The organism is Halomonas lysinitropha, assembly GCF_902500215.1.
Lineage (GTDB): Bacteria > Pseudomonadota > Gammaproteobacteria > Pseudomonadales > Halomonadaceae > Halomonas > Halomonas lysinitropha.
In genome coordinates this window covers 71281-91160 of record NZ_CABVOU010000039.1, presented here as the reverse complement: position 1 = coordinate 91160, position 19880 = coordinate 71281, and the positions used below count along the sequence as shown (strand labels likewise).

Genomic DNA, 19880 nt, shown 5'->3' with positions numbered 1-19880 from the left:
TTGACGCCATCCATTCGGGAAGTGACTCGAGCCTGAAAGCCGGGCGGCCCCTTGTGGGCTCGTCTCTTTTGGCCTAACAACCAGCGATTAACTAAAAAAGGTCCCCCGAAGGGGACCAATTGGAGCACGCCAGCTCACTCGGTGATTCGCCATTCAGGCTCGGCGATCATGACGTTTCTATAGCGAGAACCGCGCCAGAAAAAAGAAAATCATATAAATACAAAGCTTTGCGGAAAACAACTGCTTCAGAGCCCGGCCGGGAAAGCTTCTTCCCATGCGGCACTGCACCATACGAGTGCCCTGAGACGAAATGATGCGCCATGGCGAGTTGCCGAAAAACCCGTCCATCCCGCATGCTGCCTCTCCCACCCCATTCACCAGGAGATTCTTAATGACCCAGCCTCGCCTCGGCTTCATCGGCATCGGCTTGATGGGCAATCCCATGACGCGTCGACTTCTGGAGGTCGGCTTCGACGTGACCGTATGGAATCGTACGTCCGCCAAGGCCGACCCCTTGCGCGAGGCCGGCGCCAGGGTAGCCGGCACGATCGCCGAGCTGATGGAAACCGTGGACGTGGTAATGCTTTGTCTGGCCAATACCACCGTGGTGGAAGACGTGGTGTTCGGCGAAGGAGGGATAGCCCAGCACGGCCGTGCCGGTCAGCGGCTGGTCGACCTCTCGAGCAGCGACCCCGCCGCGACACGTGACTTCGCCGACTGGCTCGAGAGCGAATGCGGCATGCGCTGGGTGGATGCGCCGGTCTCAGGGGGTGTCGCTGGCGCGGAGGCGGGCAGCCTGGCCATCATGTGCGGCGGCGATGCCGAGGATATCGACGCTATCCGGCCATTGCTGGCGCCGCTATCCGCGCGGGTGACCCACATGGGCCCGGTGGGCAGCGGCCAGGTGACCAAGCTATGCAACCAGATGGTGGTCGGCTGCCAGGCGGCGGTGATCGCCGAGATGGTGGCCCTGGCCGAGGCCAGCGGCGTGGATGCCAGTCGGCTGACCGAGGCCCTGGCCGGCGGCTTCGCCGACTCGACGCCTTTCCGGATCCTCGCCCCGCGCATGGCGGCTAGCGACTTCAATGAGCCGCCCTGGCACCTGCGCACCCTGCTCAAGGATCTCGACATGGCGGTAGCCCAGAGCCAGCGCAGCGGCAGCGCCACGCCCATGAGCGGGCTGGCCGCCCAACTGATGCGCGCTCATGCCAGCCGCGGCCATGCCGAGCACGACCCGGCCACCCTGGTGGAGACCTATCGCTCACGTCAGGAGTAGTGAACCGCCAGCCACAGGGTAGCCTGCTGAGGCTCCGTCCACTTGACGCGATGCCGGCAGTGCGCCGGAATCGTGCAGTAGTCTCCCGGAGCGAGCTCCACATCCTCGCCCTCCTCGAAGGCGAGCACCGCCCGGCCCTGCAGCACCACCACCCATTCATGCTGCGGCTGGTCGTACCAGCCCTCTTCCGGCGAACGATGGCCGCACGAGACGATGCGCTCGATGCTGACGTCCTTGCCGCCCGCCAGCTCCTCGAACTGCTCCGCCTCCAGGGATAGCGGAATCGATGTGAAGAGGTTGTTCGCCACTGTGTCTCTCCTTCCAGCCATCACGTCGACATCTGGACGTTCCGCGGATAGTGTATCCGTCCATTTGCCACCTGGCCGAATTTGTCCGCTGTCCCGCCCTTCCGTACACTCGTTTGACTCCTGACCCTTCGACGAACCAGCCGAGGCACGACCCATGGCGTTTGATTCCACTTCCACCTATGTGGCCACCGAGGCCCTGAAACAGGCGGTCGATGCCGCCGTGACCCTGGAACGCCCACTGCTGATCAAGGGGGAGCCGGGCACCGGCAAGACCCTGCTGGCCGAGGAACTGGCCGGCTCGATTGGCACTCGGCTGATCACCTGGCACATCAAGTCCTCCACCAAGGCCGCCCAGGGGCTCTACGAGTACGATGCCGTGAGCCGCCTGCGCGACTCCCAGCTCGGCATCGAGGGCGTGGAAAACGTCGCCAACTACATCGCGCCCGGCAAGCTGTGGGAGGCCTTCACCGCAGATGAGCGGGTGGTGCTGTTGATCGACGAGATCGACAAGGCGGACATCGAATTCCCCAACGATCTGCTCCAGGAGCTGGATCGCATGGAGTTTCATGTCTACGAGACCGGCGAGACCGTTCGCGCCCGCCACCGGCCAATCATCGTGATCACCTCCAACAACGAGAAGGAGCTGCCCGACGCCTTCCTGCGCCGCTGCTTCTTCCACTACATCGAGTTCCCCGATCGCGAGACCATGCAGGCTATCGTCGACGTGCACTTTCCCGAGATCGCCCCGAAGCTCGTTGCCGAGGCCCTGGAGGTGTTTTTCGACCTGCGCCAGGCCCCGGGCCTCAAGAAGAAGCCCTCCACCTCGGAGCTGGTGGACTGGCTGAAGCTGCTGATGGCCGATGAGCTGGCCCGGGAGTCCCTCTACCAGCGCGACCCGGTGAAGGCGATCCCGCCGCTGGCCGGGGCACTGGTCAAGAACGAGCAGGACACCGCGCTGCTTGAGCGGCTGGCCTTTATGATGCGTCGCCAGGGCAACCAGAGGCGCTGAGACATGTTCATCAGCCTCTTCGAGACCCTGAAGCGCCATGGCGTGCCGGTATCTCTGCGCGAGCTTCTCGACCTCCACGCGGTCGTGGAGCGCGGTGTGGTGTTCGCCGACATGGAGGCCTTCTACCAGCTTGCGCGCACCGTGATGGTCAAGGACGAGCGCCACTTCGAACGCTTCGATCGCGCCTTCGCCGCCTGGTTCGAGGGGCTGGAAAACCTCGACGCCGCCATCGAGGCGATGATTCCCGATGACTGGCTACGCCACGAGTTCGAGAAGCAGCTCAGCGAGGAGGAGAAGGCCCAGATCGAATCCCTGGGTGGCCTCGAGAAGCTGATCGAGACCTTCAAGCAGCGCCTGGAAGAGCAGGGGGAGCGCCACGCCGGCGGCAACAAGTGGATCGGCACCGGCGGCACCAGTCCCTTCGGCGCCTATGGCTACAACCCCGAGGGCATCCGCATCGGCCAGGACGGCTCGCGCCACCGCCGCGCCGTCAAGGTGTGGGACGAACGCCGCTTCCGCGACTACGACGACTGCCTCCAGCTGGGCACCCGCAATATCAAGATGGCGCTGCGTCGCCTCAGGAAATTCGCCCGCCAGGGGGCCGCAGAGGAATTCGACGTCGACGCCACCATCCGTGAAACGGCCCGCGACGCCGGCCTGCTCAATGTGCAGATGCGTGCCGAGCGTCACAATGCCGTCAAGGTGCTGCTGCTGCTCGACGTGGGCGGTTCCATGGATGATCACATCCGCACCTGCGAGGAGCTCTTCTCGGCCGCACGCTCGGAGTTCAAGCACCTGGAGGCCTACTACTTCCATAACTGCGTCTACGAGGGAGTGTGGCGCAGCAATGCCGGCAACCAGGCCCGGCGCCATGGCGAGCGCGTCCCGACAATGGACGTGCTGCGCACCTATGGCGACGACTACCAGGTGGTCATCGTCGGTGATGCCGCCATGTCGCCCTACGAGATCACCCACCCCGGCGGCAGCGTGGAGCACTTCAACAACGAGCCCGGTGCGGCCTGGCTCAAGCGCCTGGTCGACCACTTCCCGCGCCTGGCCTGGCTCAACCCCATGCCGCAACGCGCCTGGGACTTCACCCATTCCACCCAGTTGATCCGCGAGTTGATCGACGACCGCATGTACCCCATGACCCTGGAGGGACTGGAGGACGCCATGCGAGAGCTGGCTCGATAGTCCTTTTATAGCCCTTTTGGGCTATTTCTCATCAGTATAACCTTTAAGGGCTATTAAATGGAAAGATAGCCCTTGGAGGCTATACTTGAGGGGAGTACCCAGGAGGATCTGCCATGCCACCGCGAATGGCCGTGCTGACCGGCGACGTGATCGACTCGCGCAAGATCGACGACCGACCTCGCCTCTATCGGCTGCTGGATGACAGCCTGGCCGAGCTGGCCGACCGGCATGGCGGCCACGGCGAACGTTTCCGCGGCGACGGCTTCCAGCTCGCCCTGCCCCGGGCGGCGCCGGCCATGGAGGCGGCCGTGGCGCTGCGAGCATCGCTGATCGAGCATTCCGAGCCGGACCAGCGCTGGGATGCCCGCATCGCCGTGGCGATCGGCCCGGCGGAGCGGGGCATCGCGGAGGCCGACGGTGCCACCTTCGTGGCCTCGGGTCGCGCCCTGGATGCCCTGGCCGACACCACCGCCCACCTGACATTGACCCGACTGGAGGCCCCCGAGGATCCAGGCCTCACCCTGCTGGTCCGCTTCATCGACGACATGCTCGATGGCTGGTCGCCCTACTCCGCCGAAGTCGTCGGCCTGAGTCTTCGTTACGACGCCTCCCAGCAGGCCCTGGCCGAGCGACTGGGTATCCGCCAGCCCAGCGTGCACAAGCGCCTGCGCGCCGCTCGCTGGGCCCTGCTCTCCGACACCCTCGCCTACCTGAGCCAGCGACTCGCTGACGAGGAAGCCTCACCATGAGTCCCGATGCTCTCTCGCTCTTGATGGGCCTGATATTGGGCCACCTGGTCGGCGACTTCCTGCTGCAACCGCGTACCTGGGTGGAGGAGCGCTATCGGCTGCGCCAGCGCTCCCCGTGCCTGCTGCAGCACGCCCTGGTCCATGGTCTGCTCGCCGGCGGCGTACTGCTGGTGGCAGCCACGGCCATGCCCCGGGGGCTGACCGCGGTGCTGCTCGGTGCCCTGGTGATAGCCGTCACCCACTGGCTGATCGACCTGGCCAAGGCCCGATTACCGGCCGGTGAACTGCGCTGGTTCCTGCTCGACCAGGCCTGCCACCTGCTGGTGCTGCTGGGGCTCTGGTTGGCGTGGCTCGGCAGCCTGGCTCCCCTGCGCGAGCTCGCCGCCTGGCTCACGTCACCGACGGTGCTGGGCATGGCGGCCGCCTACCTGCTGGTGACGCGCCCGCTGTCAATCGCCATCGCCCTGGTCATGCGGCGCTGGAGCGCGCAGCTCGAGGAGACCGGCACCCTGGCCAGCGCCGGAGCGCGCATCGGCGTGCTGGAACGGCTGCTGGTGCTGACCCTGGTGCTGCTGGACCAGCTCACCGCCGTGGGCTTCCTGCTCGCCGCCAAGTCGGTACTGCGCTTCGGTGACCTGCGGGACACCCGCGACCGCAAGCTCACCGAATACGTGCTGCTGGGTACTCTGCTCAGCGTCTCCACCACCCTGGTGCTGGGCATGCTGGTGCGCCTGCTGCTGTTGGAGGGCTGATCAAGGCCCGCGGGAACGTCGAGGAAACACAAGCTTTTGCCGCCTTGGGCAGCGGGCCGTACAATGCTCGATCATTGCCGCCGACCTGCGCGGCCCCGCTTCCGTCACCCGTACGAACACGCTCGAGGAACCGCCGGACCCATGCGCGCTAGCCAACTGTTGATCGCCACCCTCAAGGAAACCCCTGCCGATGCCGAGGTCGTCAGCCACCAGCTGATGCTGCGCTCAGGGATGATCCGCCGCCTCACCTCCGGCCTCTACACCTGGCTGCCACTGGGCATCAAGACCCTGCGCAAGGTCGAGCGCATCGTGCGCGAGGAGATGGATCGTGCCGGCGCCCAGGAGGTGCTGATGCCGGCGGTGCAGCCCGCCGAACTATGGCAGGAGTCCGGCCGCTGGGAACAGTACGGTCCGGAACTCTTGCGCCTCAAGGATCGTCACGAGCGCGACTATTGCGTCGGGCCTACCCACGAGGAGGTGATCACCGACCTGGTACGCAAGGAGATCGCCAGCTACAAGCAGCTGCCGGCCAATTTCTACCAGATCCAGACCAAGTTCCGCGACGAGATTCGGCCGCGCTTCGGGGTGATGCGTTCCCGCGAATTCATCATGAAGGATGCCTACTCCTTCCACGTCGACGAGGCATCCCTCAAGGAAACCTACCAGGCGATGTACGACGCCTACACGCGGATCTTCACCCGTCTGGGCCTCGACTTTCGCCCGGTGATCGCCGACAACGGTGCCATCGGCGGCACGGGCTCCCACGAGTTCCATGTGCTGGCCGACTCCGGCGAGGATGACATCGTCTTTTCCACCGAGTCCGACTACGCCGCCAACATGGAGAAGGCCGAGGCAATGCCGGCGCCGCTGGGCAGCGATGCCCAGCGCCCCGCCCCCAGCGAGGCGCTGCATCTGGTCGACACCCCGAATGCCAGGACTATCGCCGCCCTGGTGGAGCAGCACGGCCTACCCATCGAGAAGACCCTCAAGACGCTGATGGTCCAGGGTACCGAGGGCGGCCTGGTGGCCCTGCTGGTACGCGGCGACCACGAGCTCAACGAGGTCAAGGCCGAAAACCTTCCCGAGGTGGCCGCCCCGTTGGCCATGGCCGGAGAAGAGGAGATCCGCGCCGTCGTGGGGGCCGGGCCCGGTTCGCTCGGCCCGGTGAACCTCGAGATGCCGATCATCATCGACCGCTCGGTCGCCCTGATGAGCGATTTCGGTGCCGGGGCCAACGTCGACGGCAAGCACTACTTCGGCATCAACTGGGAGCGCGACGCGGCGCTGCCGAAGGTCGCGGACATTCGCAACGTGGTGGAGGGCGACCCCTCGCCGGATGGCAAGGGCACGCTGGCCATCAAGCGCGGCATCGAGGTCGGCCATGTCTTCCAGCTGGGGCGCAAGTACAGCGAAGCGATGAACGCCACCGTACTCGGCGACGAAGGTCGTGCCGTGCACCCCTGGATGGGCTGCTATGGTATTGGGGTAACCCGCGTCGTGGCCGCCGCCATCGAACAGAACCACGACGACGCCGGTATCATCTGGCCCGAGGCCATCGCTCCCTTCCAGATCGCGATGGTGCCGATGAACGCCCACAAGTCGCAGCGGGTTCGCGAGGAGTCCGAGCGGCTGTATCAGGCTCTCACTGCCGCCGGCTTCGAGGTGCTGCTGGACGACCGCGACCTGCGCCCCGGCGTGCGGTTCGCCGACCACGAGCTGATGGGCATTCCCCACCGCCTGGTGATCGGCGACCGCGGCCTGGACAAGGGGGAACTGGAGTACAAGGGACGCCGTGACAGTGACGCTACCATGGTACCGGCCGAGCAGATTCTCGACTTCCTGGGCGAGAAGGTCGCTCGCTAAGGGCTCCCGGGCCGCCCTGGCGGTGGCCTGCTGCCTCTGGGCCACCACAGCACTGGCCCAGAGCAGCGGAGGCTTCATCGCCGCCCTGCCCGCCTCGCTGTCGCCCGAGCGGCCCGCACCAAGGGTGCGGGCCCTACCGGAGACGCCCGCCAGCCTGCGCGACACCCTCGACAGCATCCGCGGAGCACCCGTGTCGGCCGCCGAGATCTGGGCGGCCCGCCAGTGGCTCAACGACATGGAGCCGCGCCTTGCCCGCTACCTGCCGGATCCGGCAAGGCGTCGCGAACTGCTCGGCCGCATCCACCATGAGGCGCGGCTGGCCGGCCTCGCGCCGGAGCTGGTGCTGGCGGTGATCCAAGTGGAGAGCGCCTTCAAGGCCGAGGCCGTTTCCTCGGCTGGCGCCGTGGGGCTGATGCAGATCATGCCATTCTGGATCCGCGAGCTGGGCCTGCCGGCCGACGACCTCCAGGACCCGCGGCGCAACCTGCGCTATGGCTGCACGATACTGGCCCACTACCTGGCCGTGGAAGACGGCGACCTAACCCGGGCGCTGGCGCGCTACAACGGCAGCCTGGGCAAGACCTGGTACCCCGAGCGGGTGATGCAAGCCCTGACCCGTCACTGGTCGCCGACGAGCTCCGCCCCGATACGCAACACCGCCGAGCGCTGAGCGGCGAAGGAACCTCCTCTCACTCTGCTCATCGGGCTGGGGGGCACCTTCACTGTTGGGCATCGGCTCCATGCCGTTACCGAAGCCGGGCTCTTCAGCCGGGGTGCCCGGGTCGGAAGTAGAACCCGGATTCGCCAGGTGATCGGCGGCGCAGTCTGCAGACTGCGCCGCGGAGTCTGCCGACTTCGCCGTGTATCAGGCTACTTGCAGTCGCTTGCCGAAAAGCAGCCCGCCCCACTCAAAGCGGTTGACCGCCAGGTTCCAGACGATGGAACCGGCCATGCCCACCACGGCCAGGGCCATCAAATAGAGTCCCAGCGGCAGTCGCTGGTCGGAGTCCAACAGGTCCACCAGGTTGAAGAACATCGGGTGGGCCAGGTAGATGCCGAAGGAGAACTCGTTGAGGCGTTTCACCAGGAGGGGCGCTCGACGGCCGCCAAGTGTCCTCATCACCCAGAGTGTGAAGAGCAGGAACAAGGGCACGACCCAGACTTCCTTGGAGGAGTATTCGACCCAGCCGGGCAGCGATAGCAGAACGACCAGGCCGACCAGAGCAAAAAGCCAGCGGGGTCGGCTCAGCGCCACCAGCCAGGGCGGACGCGCCTCGGGGCGATCATGGTAATGGCGCACCAGTACCAGCGCCAGGAAGAAAAGGTAGAGCCAGCCCAGCGGCGCGATCCAGTGCAGATAGCCCGGGGGCAGCGCGCTGCTCCACTGCCAATAGCCCCACCACGCCATGCTGATCAGGCTGCCGATCACCAGCCAAGGTGTGCTGGGCAGCCAGCGTTCGAGATGCAGGCGGCCATAGAGCCAGTACAGGGCGTAGAACTGGGCAGCAATGATCAGGAAGTAGCCATGCCAGCCGGCGTAGAGCAGGTACTCGCGCACGATCTCCACGAGGCCGGCATCCGAACCGGTCTCACGCAGGCGCAGGAACTCTGCCATCGAGTAAGCCAGGCCGTAGATCAGGTAGGGGACCATCACGTACTTCACTCGGCTACCCAGAAAGCCCCCGGGAATGTTGCGCCCATAGCGCATCGAAAACAGGAAGACCGAGATGAAGATGAAGATCGGGGTGCCAAGCACCGTGGGGATACGGGCCAGATCGGTGGCCAGGTTGTCCACGCGCTGGTTAAGGTGATCAAGGAGGTGGAAGCTGAACACCGCCAGGCAGCCGTAGGCACGCAGCCAGTAGATTTCTTCGATGCGTTGCATGTATCAGGTCTCTGCCATGCTCGCGTGGGTTGAACGCCCATGCCGGGCCCGTAGTCGGACCGTGAGAGTGGGCATGAATTCCCTAGATCGGAAACTGGCAACCCATACGCGCACAGGGAGGGACTTGATATGTCGGCAGCCAGACGCTGCACACTGACGATCCTGATGCTCCTGATGCTAGCCGGCCAGGCGCTGGCCAGCCAAATATCCCATCACCGTTTCCACTCCGATACGCTGCAGCGCGACTACCCTTACACCCTGTACCTGCCTGATGGTTATCATGACTCTGGGCTTGACTACCCGGTTATCTACCTGCTGCACGGCTCGTTCGGCAACGACCGCGACTGGATGACCCGCGGAGCGCTGAAGAAGATTGCCGACCGCATGATCCGCCAGGGCCGGATCCCCCCGGCGGTGATCGTGATGCCCGGCAGCCGGAGCTGGTGGGTCGACGGCCATAACGAACCGGCCGGCACCGCTTTCCTGGAAGACCTGCTCCCCCATGTGGAGTTCGTATGGCGCGTAGTGCCGAAGCGCGAATGGCGGGGTATTGCCGGCCTCTCCGCCGGCGGCTACGGCACCGTCAACTTCGCTCTCGAGCGGCCCGAGCTGTTCGCCGCCGCTGCGGCCTTGAGTCCAGCCAGCTACTACCCGCTGCCGCCCACCAACTCCACGGCCCGGGAGCATCCCGCCTTCCTGACCCCGGACAAGCGCTTCGACGCCGACCTATGGCAACGGCTCAACTACCCTGCGCGCCTCGACCGCTACCTTGGGCAGGATTACGTCGTACCGCTCTATCTAAGCGCCGGCAACCGCGATGTTTTTGATGCCGTGGGCCATGCCCGTCGGCTGCAGGCGGCACTGGAAGTGCACCAGCCTGGCCAGGTGCCGCTCGAGGTATTCTCGGGTGGCCACAGCTGGCGGGTATGGCGAGCCAGCCTCGGGCCAGCACTGGACTTCATGTTCCGCTATCTGGCAGCGCCGATACCCACCAGGTAGCGAAGCGCAGGGCACCTCGTCAGCTCACCATCGCTACCTTGTTGGCCCCCGCAGAAAAAAAAAGCCGACCCAAGCGGGTCGGCTACTGGGGGGAAAGCTCCCCCCTCCCCTGACGACTCTTGAAGCGGCTGGATCAGTGCTTCTTCTTGCGATGGTGGTCACGAACGATGAATGCGACCCAACCTCCCATGAATGCGACCATCATCGCGACGGTTACAAGTCCGAAAATCACGGCGTCATCCAGATACATGGTGGTGTCCTCCCGTCCCGATGTGTTGAGTGAACTCTAGTCCCTTCGGCGGGAGGGAAAGCTGACCTGTATCAAGTTTCTCCGCGGCCTGGCCAAGGCACGGAAATTCCATTGATGCAGGTCAATTTTCACGGCATCTTCTTGTCCTCGACCTCGCCGGGGTCGGTGCCCGGAGGCAGCGGATGGCCCTTGGCAAGCTCGGCACGGGTGGCATCGCGAACCTCCAGAACCTCGAGGCGGTAGCACAGCGTCTCGCCGGCCAGCGGGTGGTTGGTATCGACGACAACGGCATCGTCTCGGACCTCGAGCACGGTGACGATCTCGGGGCCATCGTCACCCGGGGTCTGGAAGCGCATGCCCGGCGCGATGTCCTCCACCGGGAAGGCGTGGCGACCGACTTCGCGCACCAGGGCTTCGTCGCGTAGCCCGTAGGCCTCGGCCGGCATCAGGGTAACGGAGAGCTGGGCCCCGGATTCCTGACCCTCGAGTGAGCGTTCCAGGCCGGCCATGATGTTACCGTGCCCATGCAAGTATTCGAGCGGCTGCTGGCGAACACGGGAGTCGTCGAGGACACTGCCATGCTGGTCGCTGAGCACATAATGCAGGGTCACGATCCGTTGTGGGGCAATGGTCATGGGGTCTCCTGGCGAGGATGGGTAAATGACAGACCTGGCGTCACCTAGTCGCGGCGGCTCAGCTGGCCGACAGGCAACTCCAGGCGCTGCTGCTTGTGCAGCATGTTGAGCAGCACGATGGCGCGCTCCTCCCCCTTGTGGCTGGCGAAGACGGCCTGGAGGTCCTTGAAGGGCCCCTCGGTGATCTCCACCGCCTCGCCGGCACGAAAGTAGACGTTGGAGCTTGCGTCCTCTTCTCCACTGCCGTACTCGAGCAACGTGTCGATCAGCTCGTCGCTGACCGGCACTGGCCTGTCCAGGCCGAAGGTAACGATCTTGAGCACGCCGCGGGTGGAGCGGATAGGCCGCCAGTTGCTGGCCAGGCGGTCGAGTCGAATGAACAGATAGTAGGGAAACAGCGGTTCGGTGACCCACTCGAGCTTGCCGCGCCGCTTCTTCTGGACCTGCAGCACAGGATGGAAGATCTCGAAGCCCTGATTGGCCAGGTGCTCGGTGGCGCGGAAGGACTCTCCACCCTTGCACTGGATCACGTACCAGCGGGGCACGGCATCGTCGGTCTCGGCCTGGAGAATCTCGGAATCGCTCATGTCGCTCCTGATCGGGTTCCTGCTGGTGTCATTGCCGGGGCTCTGCAACAATCCCACCGCATGCCAGCCCGGCTGAAACCGCTCGGGTGACAGGGGGCGGACGCTGCCCGTCCCGCCTGCCGACGCAGGATTTTATCATCGATAGCCGAGGCCTGGGTGGCCTCCGTCGAGTCCAACGCAAGGAGTGCTGACCGACATGCCGATCCCCACCGTCCAACGCAGCTGGCGCGACGCCCTGGCCATCTACCTGCGCGCGCCGGTCATCACCATGCTGTTCCTGGGCTTCTCCGCCGGCCTGCCCTTCCTGCTGGTGTTCTCGACCCTGTCGGCCTGGCTGCGCAGCACGGGAGTCGAGGTGGCGGCCATCGGCTTCTTCGCCTGGATCGGCATGCTCTACTCGATCAAGTTCTTCTGGGCCCCGGTGGTGGACCGGCTCGCCCTGCCAGTGCTGACCCGCACCCTGGGCCAGCGCCGCGGCTGGATGCTGCTGGCCCAGGCGATGATCGCCAGCGGCCTGGTGGGGCTGGCCGGAGTCGACCCGGTGGGCCACCTGCCCCTGGTAGCCGCCTTTGCGCTACTGGTCGCCTTCGGCAGCGCGACCCAGGACATCGCCATCGACGCCTTCCGCATCGAGTCCGCCCCCGACGATATGCAGGCCGCGATGGCCTCGACCTACATCATCGGCTACCGCGGGGGTCTGCTAGCGGCCGGAGCTGGCGCCCTTTACGTGGCTTCGCTGGCCTCCTGGGAAATCGCCTACCTGACCATGGCGGCGCTGGTCGGCATCGGCGTGATCACGGTGCTGCTACGACCGGAGCCCGAGCGACTCTCGCTGAGCACCCAGCTGATCCATGAACCCCGGGTCCGTGCCTTCCTGCGCGCCTCCCGCGGTCGGTCGAAGCCGCTGCGGCGGATGGGAGCCTGGGTGACGGGCGCGATCGTCTGCCCTTTCACGGACTTCTTCACCCGGCACCGTCGCAAGGCGCTGTGGCTACTGCTGTTCGTGGCAGTATTCCGGATCAGTGACCTGGCCATGGCCTCCATGGCCAATCCGCTCTATATCGATCTGGGCTTCACCCTGGCCACCATCGCCAACGTCACCAACATCTTCGGCATCGCCATGAGCATCGGCGGCGGAATCCTCGGGGGGCTGCTGGTGGCCCGCTACGGTATCGGGCCGATCCTGATACTCGGCGCGGTGGCCGCGGCGCTGACCAACCTGCTGTTCACGGCCCTGGCGCTGGCCGGCCAGAACCTGCCGATGCTGGTAATGGCGATCATCGGCGACAACCTGGCCAACGGCCTGGCCAGCGCGGTCTTCATCGCCTTCCTGTCGAGCCTCACCTCACGGGCCTACACGGCCACCCAATACGCGCTGTTCTCGTCGCTGATGACCCTGCCGGGCAAGTTCCTCAGCGGTTTCGGCGGCCTGGTAGTGGAAATCGAGGGCTACGCGACCTTCTTCCTGGTCTCCACTCTGCTGGGGGTGCCGGCCGTGCTGCTGGCAATCTGGATCAGCCGCGACCCCGACCTGGTGCCGGCGCCCAAGGCAGCCTGATCGCCTTGGGCAGCCACTCGGTCAGTTGGCCGGCCCCGCCTGTAACCAGGCCAGGGCACCCGGGGTAGTCCGCCACTGGTCGCGCATCAGGGTACGGTATTGCCAGGCCTCGGCACGGGAACCCAGCTCGGCGACGCCCTCGCCGCCGACGGGACGGGGGTTCTCGGCGCACAGCATGGCCACGGCGTGGGGATTGTGCCGGGCTACCTCCGCCAGCGCCTCCGCGGCCTCGTCACGGCGCTCCAGGCGGTAAAGCGCCAGCACCCGCCCCATCAGCAGCCCCAGCGGCGGGGTCTCGTCGTCAGCGACCTCGAGCTCTCGCTCGCTCAAGGCCAGGGCCGCGCGGTCACGACCCTCCCGAAGCAGCTGGTCAAGCACCAGCTCGCGCAGGCCCAGGCTGTCCTGGTCGTCCAGGGTGAGCAGCCGTTCGGCCAGCTGGCGGGAACGCGCCCGAGCACCGCGCTCCATGCCCACCACCAGCGCTAGGCCGGTGCGCAGCAGCAGGGCGTTGTCGGCGCTGTCCCACAGGAACGGCCCCTCGCCCTCGGAACGCACCTGCTCTAGCCAGCGTTCCAGCCGGCTTGCCAGGGGCTCGAACAGGCTCGGTGCCATCCACGGCAGGCTGCCGAAACGACTGGCCAGTGCCAGCGCCAGGGATTGCACCACCGCGGGGGCGTCCAGCCATTCGGGATGGGCGCAGAGGGCCGGCAGCCACTCCCCGGCCTGCGGCCAGGGATCCTCGTCGAAGCCCATGGGGGCATCACTCTCGACCTGGGACCGGAAGACCTTCTGCCAGGCGGCGAACAGGGTGTCCTCGCGGGCAGTGGTGTGGTATTCGAGGCCGTCCTCGCCGCGGCGAATTTCCAGACGCGGGGCCACGGGCAGCGATTCCAGCAGCGCCTGCAGGGCCACCAGCGGCTCTGCCAGGTCCTCCTCGGCACTGAGCAGCTGATCGGCCAGGGTCGCCCCGGGGTTCTCGGCCAGGTCGGCCAGGAACTGCAGCTGGTCGGCGTCCAGATCCCCTTGACGGGCCAGGCGGCGGAACCAGAAGCGCGAACGCTCGGCGGCCTCCTCTTCATGGCCCTCGTGCAGCAGCAGCATGGCCTCGATATAGGCCAGGGTCGGTGAGTCCGGCAGGGCCTGCTGCGCGCGCACGAAGGCCGCCCGGGCGCTGTCCAGGTCGTCGTTGTCCAGGTGCATCAGGCAGAGGCGTTCCAGGGCCACGCCGCGCAGGAACAGCGGCCCGCGGTCGAGCACGGCATCGAGCAGGGCTTCGCGCTTGCGATGGAAGCCGCGCTCCTGGTAGAGGTCGATAAGGATCTCGAAGGCGGGCTCGGCCTGTTCGGGAAGCATCAGCCAGTCGGAGAGCTCGAACAGCGACTCGAGAATCTGCTGGGCGCGCCCGCGCTGGCCGGACTCGGCGGCGATCAGGCCCGCCTCGAGCAGCGCCTGGGCCGGAGCGCGGCCGCTGGCCAGAGCGGCCTTGAGGGTATCGCCCTTCCAGTCACGCAGCGAGAGCATCCACATCAGGTGCGGCGGCACATGGCCGGGTAGACTGACCGCCCCACAGCAGTCCTTGGTCTTGCGTCCCGAATCACACCAGCAGGGCTCGTTGCGCCCGGGACGGGCGAGGGGCTCGGCGGCAAAGTCGAGTCGCGCCAGCGGAGTCTGCGACCAAAGCTCCGGCGCCAGCGCCTGGGCCAGTGCCAGGTCGCCACCCACCAGAGCCGGCCCCTCGTCACGGGCCCAGGCCATCAGCGTGGGGTAGCGCTCATCCTGACGAATGGCCTTGAGCGCCCCCGAGGCAAAGCCCAGCAGCTGTTCCACCCATACTGCCAGCATTGCGCACTCCAACGATGGGAAAGCGACATAGTCTACCAGTCTGCCCGGGGGCTTGGCAGCCGTTCATCCCTTCGCCCACTCAAGCAGCGGTCGAGTGCGCGCCTGCATGTCCAGTCGGGCGCCGAGGCGTACCAGGTTCCAGTAGTGGCCGTTGAGGGTGCGTGACAACAGCAGTGTATTCGCCGGGGGCTGTAGACGGTCCATGGCCGCCCAGACCTTCGGCGAGAGCTCACGCAGGCGACGATGCACCCGCACGTCGCCGAAGGCCTGCTCGCCGGGGCGAAACAGCGGCTCCACCGCCTCGGCGGACTCACGATAGAGCGAGAGCGGTGCCCCCTGTCCCTGGCGGCCACCCAGCTTGAGAACCGCCTCGTCCATGGCCAGGGGGTCCTTTGCCAGGGTCGCCTCGAGCAGTTGCAGCATCGCCCGCAGGCGCGATTCGGGCACCGGGATCACCGCCCCCAGGTCATAGAGGACCAGCTGCCCGCGATCGTTGACGGCAAAATTGCCGGCGTGGGGGTCGGCGTGGAGTTCACCATGGGTGAAGAGCTCTTCGGTGATCCAGTCGACCAGGGTCTTCGCCACCTTCTGGCGAAGGTCGTCATCGCCTGCCTCCAGTTCACGCAGCGGCGTCCCGGGCTCGTAGCGCATGGCCAGCACCCGTGGGCCGGAGAGCTCAGGCAGCGGCTCGGGGATGACCAGGCTGTCGAGGTGCGCGTAACGCCTGCGATAGCGGGCCAGGGCCTCGGCCTCGGCGTGGTAGTCGAGCTCGCCGCGCAGGCTCACCGCCAGCTCCTCGAAGAGGGCATCCAGGCGCGCCTGGGGCACCTTGAGCCAGCGGCCCAGGCGCATCAGGCGCCGTACCTGCGCCAGATCGCTCTCCAGCACGTCGACAAGCCCCGGGTACTGCACCTTGAGCACCAGGGTCTCGCCGCCCAGGGTCGTGGCACGGTGCACCTGCCCCATGGAGGCACTGGCGAAGGGCCGCTGCTCGATCTCGGAGAACACCGCGTCCAGGTCACCGTACTCGTCGACCAGGGTGCGTCGGATACCCTCCCAGGGCATCGGCTCGGCCTGGCGTTGCAGGCGAGAGAGCTCCTCGGCGAGGTCCGGCGGCAGCAGGTCGTCCCACTGCGACATGATCTGGGCCAGCTTCATCGCCGGCCCCTTGAGCTCGGAAAGCCCTTCGAAGAGGGCTTCCCCCAGGGCCCGCCAGTCGGCCTGCCCGCCCATGCGGGTCCGCATCAGCGCCCCGCCGGTGCGAGCGCCGAGTCCCAGCAGGCGTCGGGTACGGCCGCGTTCGCGCATGACCTTTCTCCTTCGATCAATATTGTACAACCATTGTACATATCTCGACGCAGCTTACACCTGGCGAGACCTGGAAAATACTGGAAGAATGTCCATGCCACTCACTGCGACGAGGCATCATGCGACTGATCATCGCCGAGAAACCGAGCCTTGCCCGGGCCATCGCCGAGGCCCTGCCCGGCGCCGCCCGTCGCGACGACGGAGCCCTGGTGGTCGGCGAGACCACCGTCACCTGGTGCCTGGGCCACCTGCTGGAGCAGGCCCCGCCCGATGCCTACGACGCCGCCCTCAAGCAGTGGCGCCTCGATCATCTGCCGATCCTGCCGAGCCGCTGGAAGCTGATGCCTCGCCCCAAGGCCCGTGGCCAGTTGGCGGCGATCCGTCGACTGCTCAAGTCCACCTGCGAGGTGGTGCATGCCGGCGACCCTGACCGCGAGGGCCAGCTACTGGTGCAGGAGGTAATCGAGTACCTGGGCTGGAAGGGACCGGTCTCCCGGCTACTGATCAGCGACCTCACTCGCCCGGCGGTACAGCGCGCGCTCGCTCGGCTCGAGGACAATCGTCGCTTCGAGCCCTTGTACCGAGCGGCCCAATGCCGCGCCCGGGCCGACTGGCTCTACGGCATCAACCTGACCCGGGCCTGGACGCTCATCGGTCGCCAGGCCGGCCACGACGGGGTGCTCTCGGTGGGACGGGTCCAGACCCCGGTATTGGGGCTGGTGGTACGCCGCGATGCCGAAATCCGCGACTTCAATCCAATACCCTTCTTCGTGCTGTGGGCCGATCTTGCCGTCCCCCAGGGGCAGCTCCGGGCCTGGTGGGTGCCCGGTGAGCCTCATCCCCTCGACGACCAGGGACGCCTGCTGGCTCGGGAGCCTGCCACCGCGCTGGCCGAACGCCTGCCCGGTGCCGAGGGACGGCTCACGGCTCTCGAGAGTCAAGACAAGCGCCAGGCCGCCCCCCTGCCCTACTCGCTCTCCGCGCTGCAAGTGGATGCGGCGCGGCGCCATGGGCTCTCCGCCAAGGCGACTCTGGACATCTGCCAGCGCCTCTACGAGCGCCACCAGCTGATCACCTACCCGCGCTCAGACTGTCGCTTCCTGCCCGAGGAGCATTTCACCGCGGCACGGGCCAGTCTGGAGAGTGCCTGCCGCGTGGACGACACCCTCGGCCAGTGGCTGGCCGGGGCGGATTTCACGCGACGCTCCAGAGCCTGGGACGATCGCAAGGTGGGCGCCCACCATGCCCTGGCCCCCACCGGCAAACCCGCCGACCTCTCGCGGCTGGAGAAGGCCGAGGCCGATGTCTTCCGGCTGATCACCCGCAATGTCCTGGCCCAGTTCTATCCCGCGCTTTCCACCCGCGAGGTAAAGGCAGAGTTCCGCCTTCTCGGCGAGCCCTTCCGCGCCCGCGGCCAGGAGATCCTCGACCCCGGCTGGAAGCCGCTGTTCACCACCCGTGACGAGGCTCCTCCGCTGCCCCCACTCACCGAGGGCGAGAGCTGCCGGGTTCAGGAAGTCGGCGTCGAAGACCGCGAGACGCGCCCACCCGAGCCCTTCACCGACGCCAGCTTGATCAAGGCGATGATGAACATCGCCCGCTACGTCGAGGACCCGACCGTGCGGCGCACGCTGCGCGAGCACGACGGCCTGGGCACCGAGGCGACCCGGGCAGGGATTATCGAGACCCTGGTGGAGCGCGGGTATCTGGTGCGCCAGGCCAAGGCCCTGCGGGCCACGCGACTCGGCAGCGCGCTGATCGCCTCGCTGCCCGAGGCGGTGGGTCGCCCCGAGCGTACCGCGCTCTGGGAGCAGCGCCTGGGCGGCATCGTCGAGCAGGGCGATGCTCCGGCCCCCTTCCTCGCGGCCTTGACCGAGGACCTGCATGGCCTGCTCGCCGCCGCCGATGCGGGCCGACTGCGAGAGGCCCTGAATAACGCCCCGGGGGAGCAGTCCCCTGCGGCCCGCCCGACTCGCGGCAAGCGGCGCGGCGGCTCGCCCCGCAGGGCGGGCGCGGCACGCCGCCCCCGCAGCTCATGACCCCGAGAGACATGCCATGACCCCGTCGACACACTGGATCGTCGGTCCCGGTGCCCTGGGACGACTGATCGCCCACCGGCTGGCCGGGCGGGTCCCGGTGAGGCTGCTCGGCCGCCACCGGCTTCCCGCTCGTCAGACCCTGGTCACGCCCGCGGGCGAGACCCTGATACAGACGTTCGCCATGACCTGGCTCGACACCCTTCCCCGGGAAACGCCCGCCGTAGTGCACCTGACCACCAAGGCCTACGCCGCCGAGGAAGTCCACGCTACCCTTGCCGCCCAACTGCCTTCCGGCGTGCCCCTGGTGCTGTGGCAGAACGGCTTCGCCTGTCAGCCAGCGCTCACCGAGCGCCATCACGGCCCGGTGCTGTGTGCCTCCACCACCGAGGGCGCCCATGTGCAGGCCGACGACCGGGTGACCCATGCCGGCCATGGCCATACCTACATCGGCGCCCTGGACGGTGGACACACGGAGCGGGCCATGACGCTGGCGCGGACCCTGAGCGAGGCCGGGCTGCCGGCCGAAGTGGTCGACGATATTCGCCTGCGGCTGTGGCGCAAGCTGGCCGTCAATGCCGCCATCAACCCCCTGGTCGCACGCTTCACGATCCGCAACGGCCAACTGCGCGACCGCCCCTTCCGCCAGATGGTCGAGAGACGGATCATCGAGGTGTCGGCCATCCTCGACGCCGAGGGCGTCACTCCCCCCGGTGGGGGCGGCATGCAAGATTGGCGGCGGCTGGTCTGGCAGGTCATCGAGGCCACGGCCAACAATCGTGCCTCCATGCTGCAGGACGTGCTGGCAGGCCGACTCACCGAACACGAGGCGATTCTTGCGCCGCTGCTGGCGGCCGCTTCACGACACCAGCTGCCGGCCCCCTGCCTGGCACAGCATCTACTTGACCTGCGCATTCGGGCGGAGAAATTGGCGGTACCGCCGACGCTTTGCTAGGCTGAATTGACGATAATTCGGGCTCGGCAGCCTTCAAACTGTCGCCTCAAGGTCGGGAAACATGCAACCAAGTTCGCGTCTTGCCATCGCACTCTCCAGCATCCTGGCGCTGGGGGTCCTGCCCACGCAGGCTGATTCGACCGTGCCCGCCTACGGGGGCATGGCCAAGAAACTGGTCCAGCTTGATAACGGCATGATCGTCCAGGGAAGCGACGTCGACACCCCCGACGGCTATACGTCGGGTTTCCGGCTCACCGCCGGTTTCACCCCGCAGCACCTGCCACGCCTCGACCTGGGTGCCGAATTCAGCTATCGAGAAAGCGATGACGTGCCGGTCTCCCTGGCCGATGGACAGCAGCTCCTTGACACCACTAGCCTGGGCGGCAGCCTGGTGGCCGGCGTACGTTTCGGGCCCCTCGGCCTCTACGCCAAGTCGGGTCTGGCTGAGTGGCAAGGAAATCCCATAGGCGACGACGAGCAGCTGCAAGAGGGCGGTGGAACGACCAGGGTGCAGGGTTTCGGTGCTCGCCTGCAGCTGCGCCATCTGGTCAGCCGCCTGGAGTTCGAGGAGATCGAAGACCCGACCATGAACCATCTCAACCTGATGACCGCCTCGGTGCATTTTCCTTTCTAGCTGCAAGCTGCAAGCTGCAAGACAGCATATCCTGGATACG

Annotated in this window: 19 protein-coding genes; 12 read left to right on the top strand and 7 right to left on the bottom strand. The window is 66.6% G+C overall.

The genetic code is table 11. From position 1 onward, the window contains the following. Positions 1 to 391 precede the first annotated feature (391 nt). A complete protein-coding gene (locus HALO32_RS12010; protein ID WP_151444114.1) occupies positions 392 to 1276 on the top strand; it encodes an NAD(P)-dependent oxidoreductase in 885 nt (294 codons plus the stop codon). On the opposite strand, the gene HALO32_RS12005 is transcribed toward HALO32_RS12010, so the two are convergent. Continuing rightward, the gene (locus HALO32_RS12005) at positions 1267 to 1584 is read right to left on the bottom strand and encodes a cupin domain-containing protein (RefSeq protein ID WP_225809973.1); all 318 of its coding nucleotides are present in this window, start codon (positions 1582 to 1584) and stop codon (positions 1267 to 1269) included. The two genes, HALO32_RS12010 and HALO32_RS12005, sit on opposite strands and share 10 nt — an antisense overlap. Before the next feature lie 154 nt (positions 1585 to 1738). On the opposite strand from HALO32_RS12005, the gene HALO32_RS12000 reads away from it, so the two are divergent. The 6 genes from HALO32_RS12000 to HALO32_RS11975 all read left to right on the top strand — a co-directional run bounded on the left by HALO32_RS12000 (position 1739) and on the right by HALO32_RS11975 (position 7821). Next, the gene (locus HALO32_RS12000) at positions 1739 to 2593 is read left to right on the top strand and encodes an AAA family ATPase (protein WP_151444112.1); all 855 of its coding nucleotides are present in this window, start codon (positions 1739 to 1741) and stop codon (positions 2591 to 2593) included. Between the two features lie 3 nt (positions 2594 to 2596). Further along, the gene (locus tag HALO32_RS11995) at positions 2597 to 3787 is read left to right on the top strand and encodes a vWA domain-containing protein (protein ID WP_151444111.1); all 1191 of its coding nucleotides are present in this window, start codon (positions 2597 to 2599) and stop codon (positions 3785 to 3787) included. Positions 3788 to 3900: 113 nt separating this feature from the next. Continuing rightward, entirely contained in the window at positions 3901 to 4536 is a 636-nt protein-coding gene (locus HALO32_RS11990) for a hypothetical protein (RefSeq protein WP_151444110.1), read from the top strand. Beyond that, the gene (locus HALO32_RS11985) at positions 4533 to 5288 is read left to right on the top strand and encodes a DUF3307 domain-containing protein (RefSeq protein WP_151444109.1); all 756 of its coding nucleotides are present in this window, start codon (positions 4533 to 4535) and stop codon (positions 5286 to 5288) included. The genes HALO32_RS11990 and HALO32_RS11985 overlap by 4 nt, the downstream gene beginning before the upstream one ends. 141 nt (positions 5289 to 5429) lie before the next feature. Further along, the gene (locus HALO32_RS11980) at positions 5430 to 7151 is read left to right on the top strand and encodes a proline--tRNA ligase (RefSeq protein ID WP_151444108.1); all 1722 of its coding nucleotides are present in this window, start codon (positions 5430 to 5432) and stop codon (positions 7149 to 7151) included. Between the two features lie 22 nt (positions 7152 to 7173). Next, the gene (locus tag HALO32_RS11975; protein ID WP_407646856.1) at positions 7174 to 7821 is read left to right on the top strand and encodes a lytic transglycosylase domain-containing protein; all 648 of its coding nucleotides are present in this window, start codon (positions 7174 to 7176) and stop codon (positions 7819 to 7821) included. 195 nt (positions 7822 to 8016) lie between these two features. Here the strand turns inward: HALO32_RS11975 and HALO32_RS11970 are convergent, their stop codons facing one another. Further along, complete coding sequence (locus tag HALO32_RS11970; RefSeq protein ID WP_151444107.1) at positions 8017 to 9036, bottom strand: acyltransferase family protein; 1020 nt, start codon at positions 9034 to 9036, stop codon at positions 8017 to 8019. A gap of 129 nt (positions 9037 to 9165) precedes the next feature. Between HALO32_RS11970 and HALO32_RS11965 the strand changes: the two genes are divergently transcribed. Continuing rightward, a complete protein-coding gene (locus tag HALO32_RS11965; RefSeq protein WP_151444106.1) occupies positions 9166 to 10035 on the top strand; it encodes an alpha/beta hydrolase in 870 nt (289 codons plus the stop codon). Between the two features lie 133 nt (positions 10036 to 10168). On the opposite strand, the gene ccoM is transcribed toward HALO32_RS11965, so the two are convergent. The 3 genes from ccoM to rfaH all read right to left on the bottom strand — a co-directional run bounded on the left by ccoM (position 10169) and on the right by rfaH (position 11507). Beyond that, positions 10169 to 10285: a cytochrome c oxidase subunit CcoM gene (gene ccoM, locus HALO32_RS18270; protein ID WP_278033512.1), complete on the bottom strand. Its 117-nt coding sequence runs from the start codon at positions 10283 to 10285 to the stop codon at positions 10169 to 10171. Positions 10286 to 10413: 128 nt separating this feature from the next. Then, positions 10414 to 10920, bottom strand: a complete 507-nt coding sequence (locus HALO32_RS11960; protein ID WP_151444105.1) for an FKBP-type peptidyl-prolyl cis-trans isomerase — start codon at positions 10918 to 10920, stop codon at positions 10414 to 10416. Positions 10921 to 10964: 44 nt separating this feature from the next. Beyond that, positions 10965 to 11507 carry a transcription/translation regulatory transformer protein RfaH gene (rfaH, locus tag HALO32_RS11955; RefSeq protein ID WP_151444104.1) on the bottom strand — a complete coding sequence of 181 codons (543 nt, stop codon included), beginning with the start codon at positions 11505 to 11507 and terminating at the stop codon, positions 10965 to 10967. Positions 11508 to 11703: 196 nt separating this feature from the next. Between rfaH and HALO32_RS11950 the strand changes: the two genes are divergently transcribed. Then, a complete protein-coding gene (locus tag HALO32_RS11950; protein ID WP_151444103.1) occupies positions 11704 to 13065 on the top strand; it encodes an AmpG family muropeptide MFS transporter in 1362 nt (453 codons plus the stop codon). Positions 13066 to 13086: 21 nt separating this feature from the next. Here the strand turns inward: HALO32_RS11950 and HALO32_RS11945 are convergent, their stop codons facing one another. Next, positions 13087 to 14907, bottom strand: coding sequence for an SEC-C domain-containing protein (locus tag HALO32_RS11945; protein WP_151444102.1), 1821 nt, complete (start codon positions 14905 to 14907; stop codon positions 13087 to 13089). 63 nt (positions 14908 to 14970) lie between these two features. After that, complete coding sequence (locus tag HALO32_RS11940) at positions 14971 to 16215, bottom strand: ABC1 kinase family protein (protein ID WP_151444101.1); 1245 nt, start codon at positions 16213 to 16215, stop codon at positions 14971 to 14973. Between the two features lie 119 nt (positions 16216 to 16334). On the opposite strand from HALO32_RS11940, the gene HALO32_RS11935 reads away from it, so the two are divergent. The 3 genes from HALO32_RS11935 to HALO32_RS11925 all read left to right on the top strand — a co-directional run bounded on the left by HALO32_RS11935 (position 16335) and on the right by HALO32_RS11925 (position 19840). After that, positions 16335 to 18254, top strand: a complete 1920-nt coding sequence (locus HALO32_RS11935; RefSeq protein WP_151444100.1) for a DNA topoisomerase III — start codon at positions 16335 to 16337, stop codon at positions 18252 to 18254. A 16-nt stretch (positions 18255 to 18270) separates the two neighbouring features. Then, positions 18271 to 19206 carry a ketopantoate reductase family protein gene (locus HALO32_RS11930; RefSeq protein ID WP_151444099.1) on the top strand — a complete coding sequence of 312 codons (936 nt, stop codon included), beginning with the start codon at positions 18271 to 18273 and terminating at the stop codon, positions 19204 to 19206. Between the two features lie 61 nt (positions 19207 to 19267). Further along, a complete protein-coding gene (locus HALO32_RS11925) occupies positions 19268 to 19840 on the top strand; it encodes a hypothetical protein (RefSeq protein WP_151444098.1) in 573 nt (190 codons plus the stop codon). Positions 19841 to 19880 lie beyond the last annotated feature (40 nt).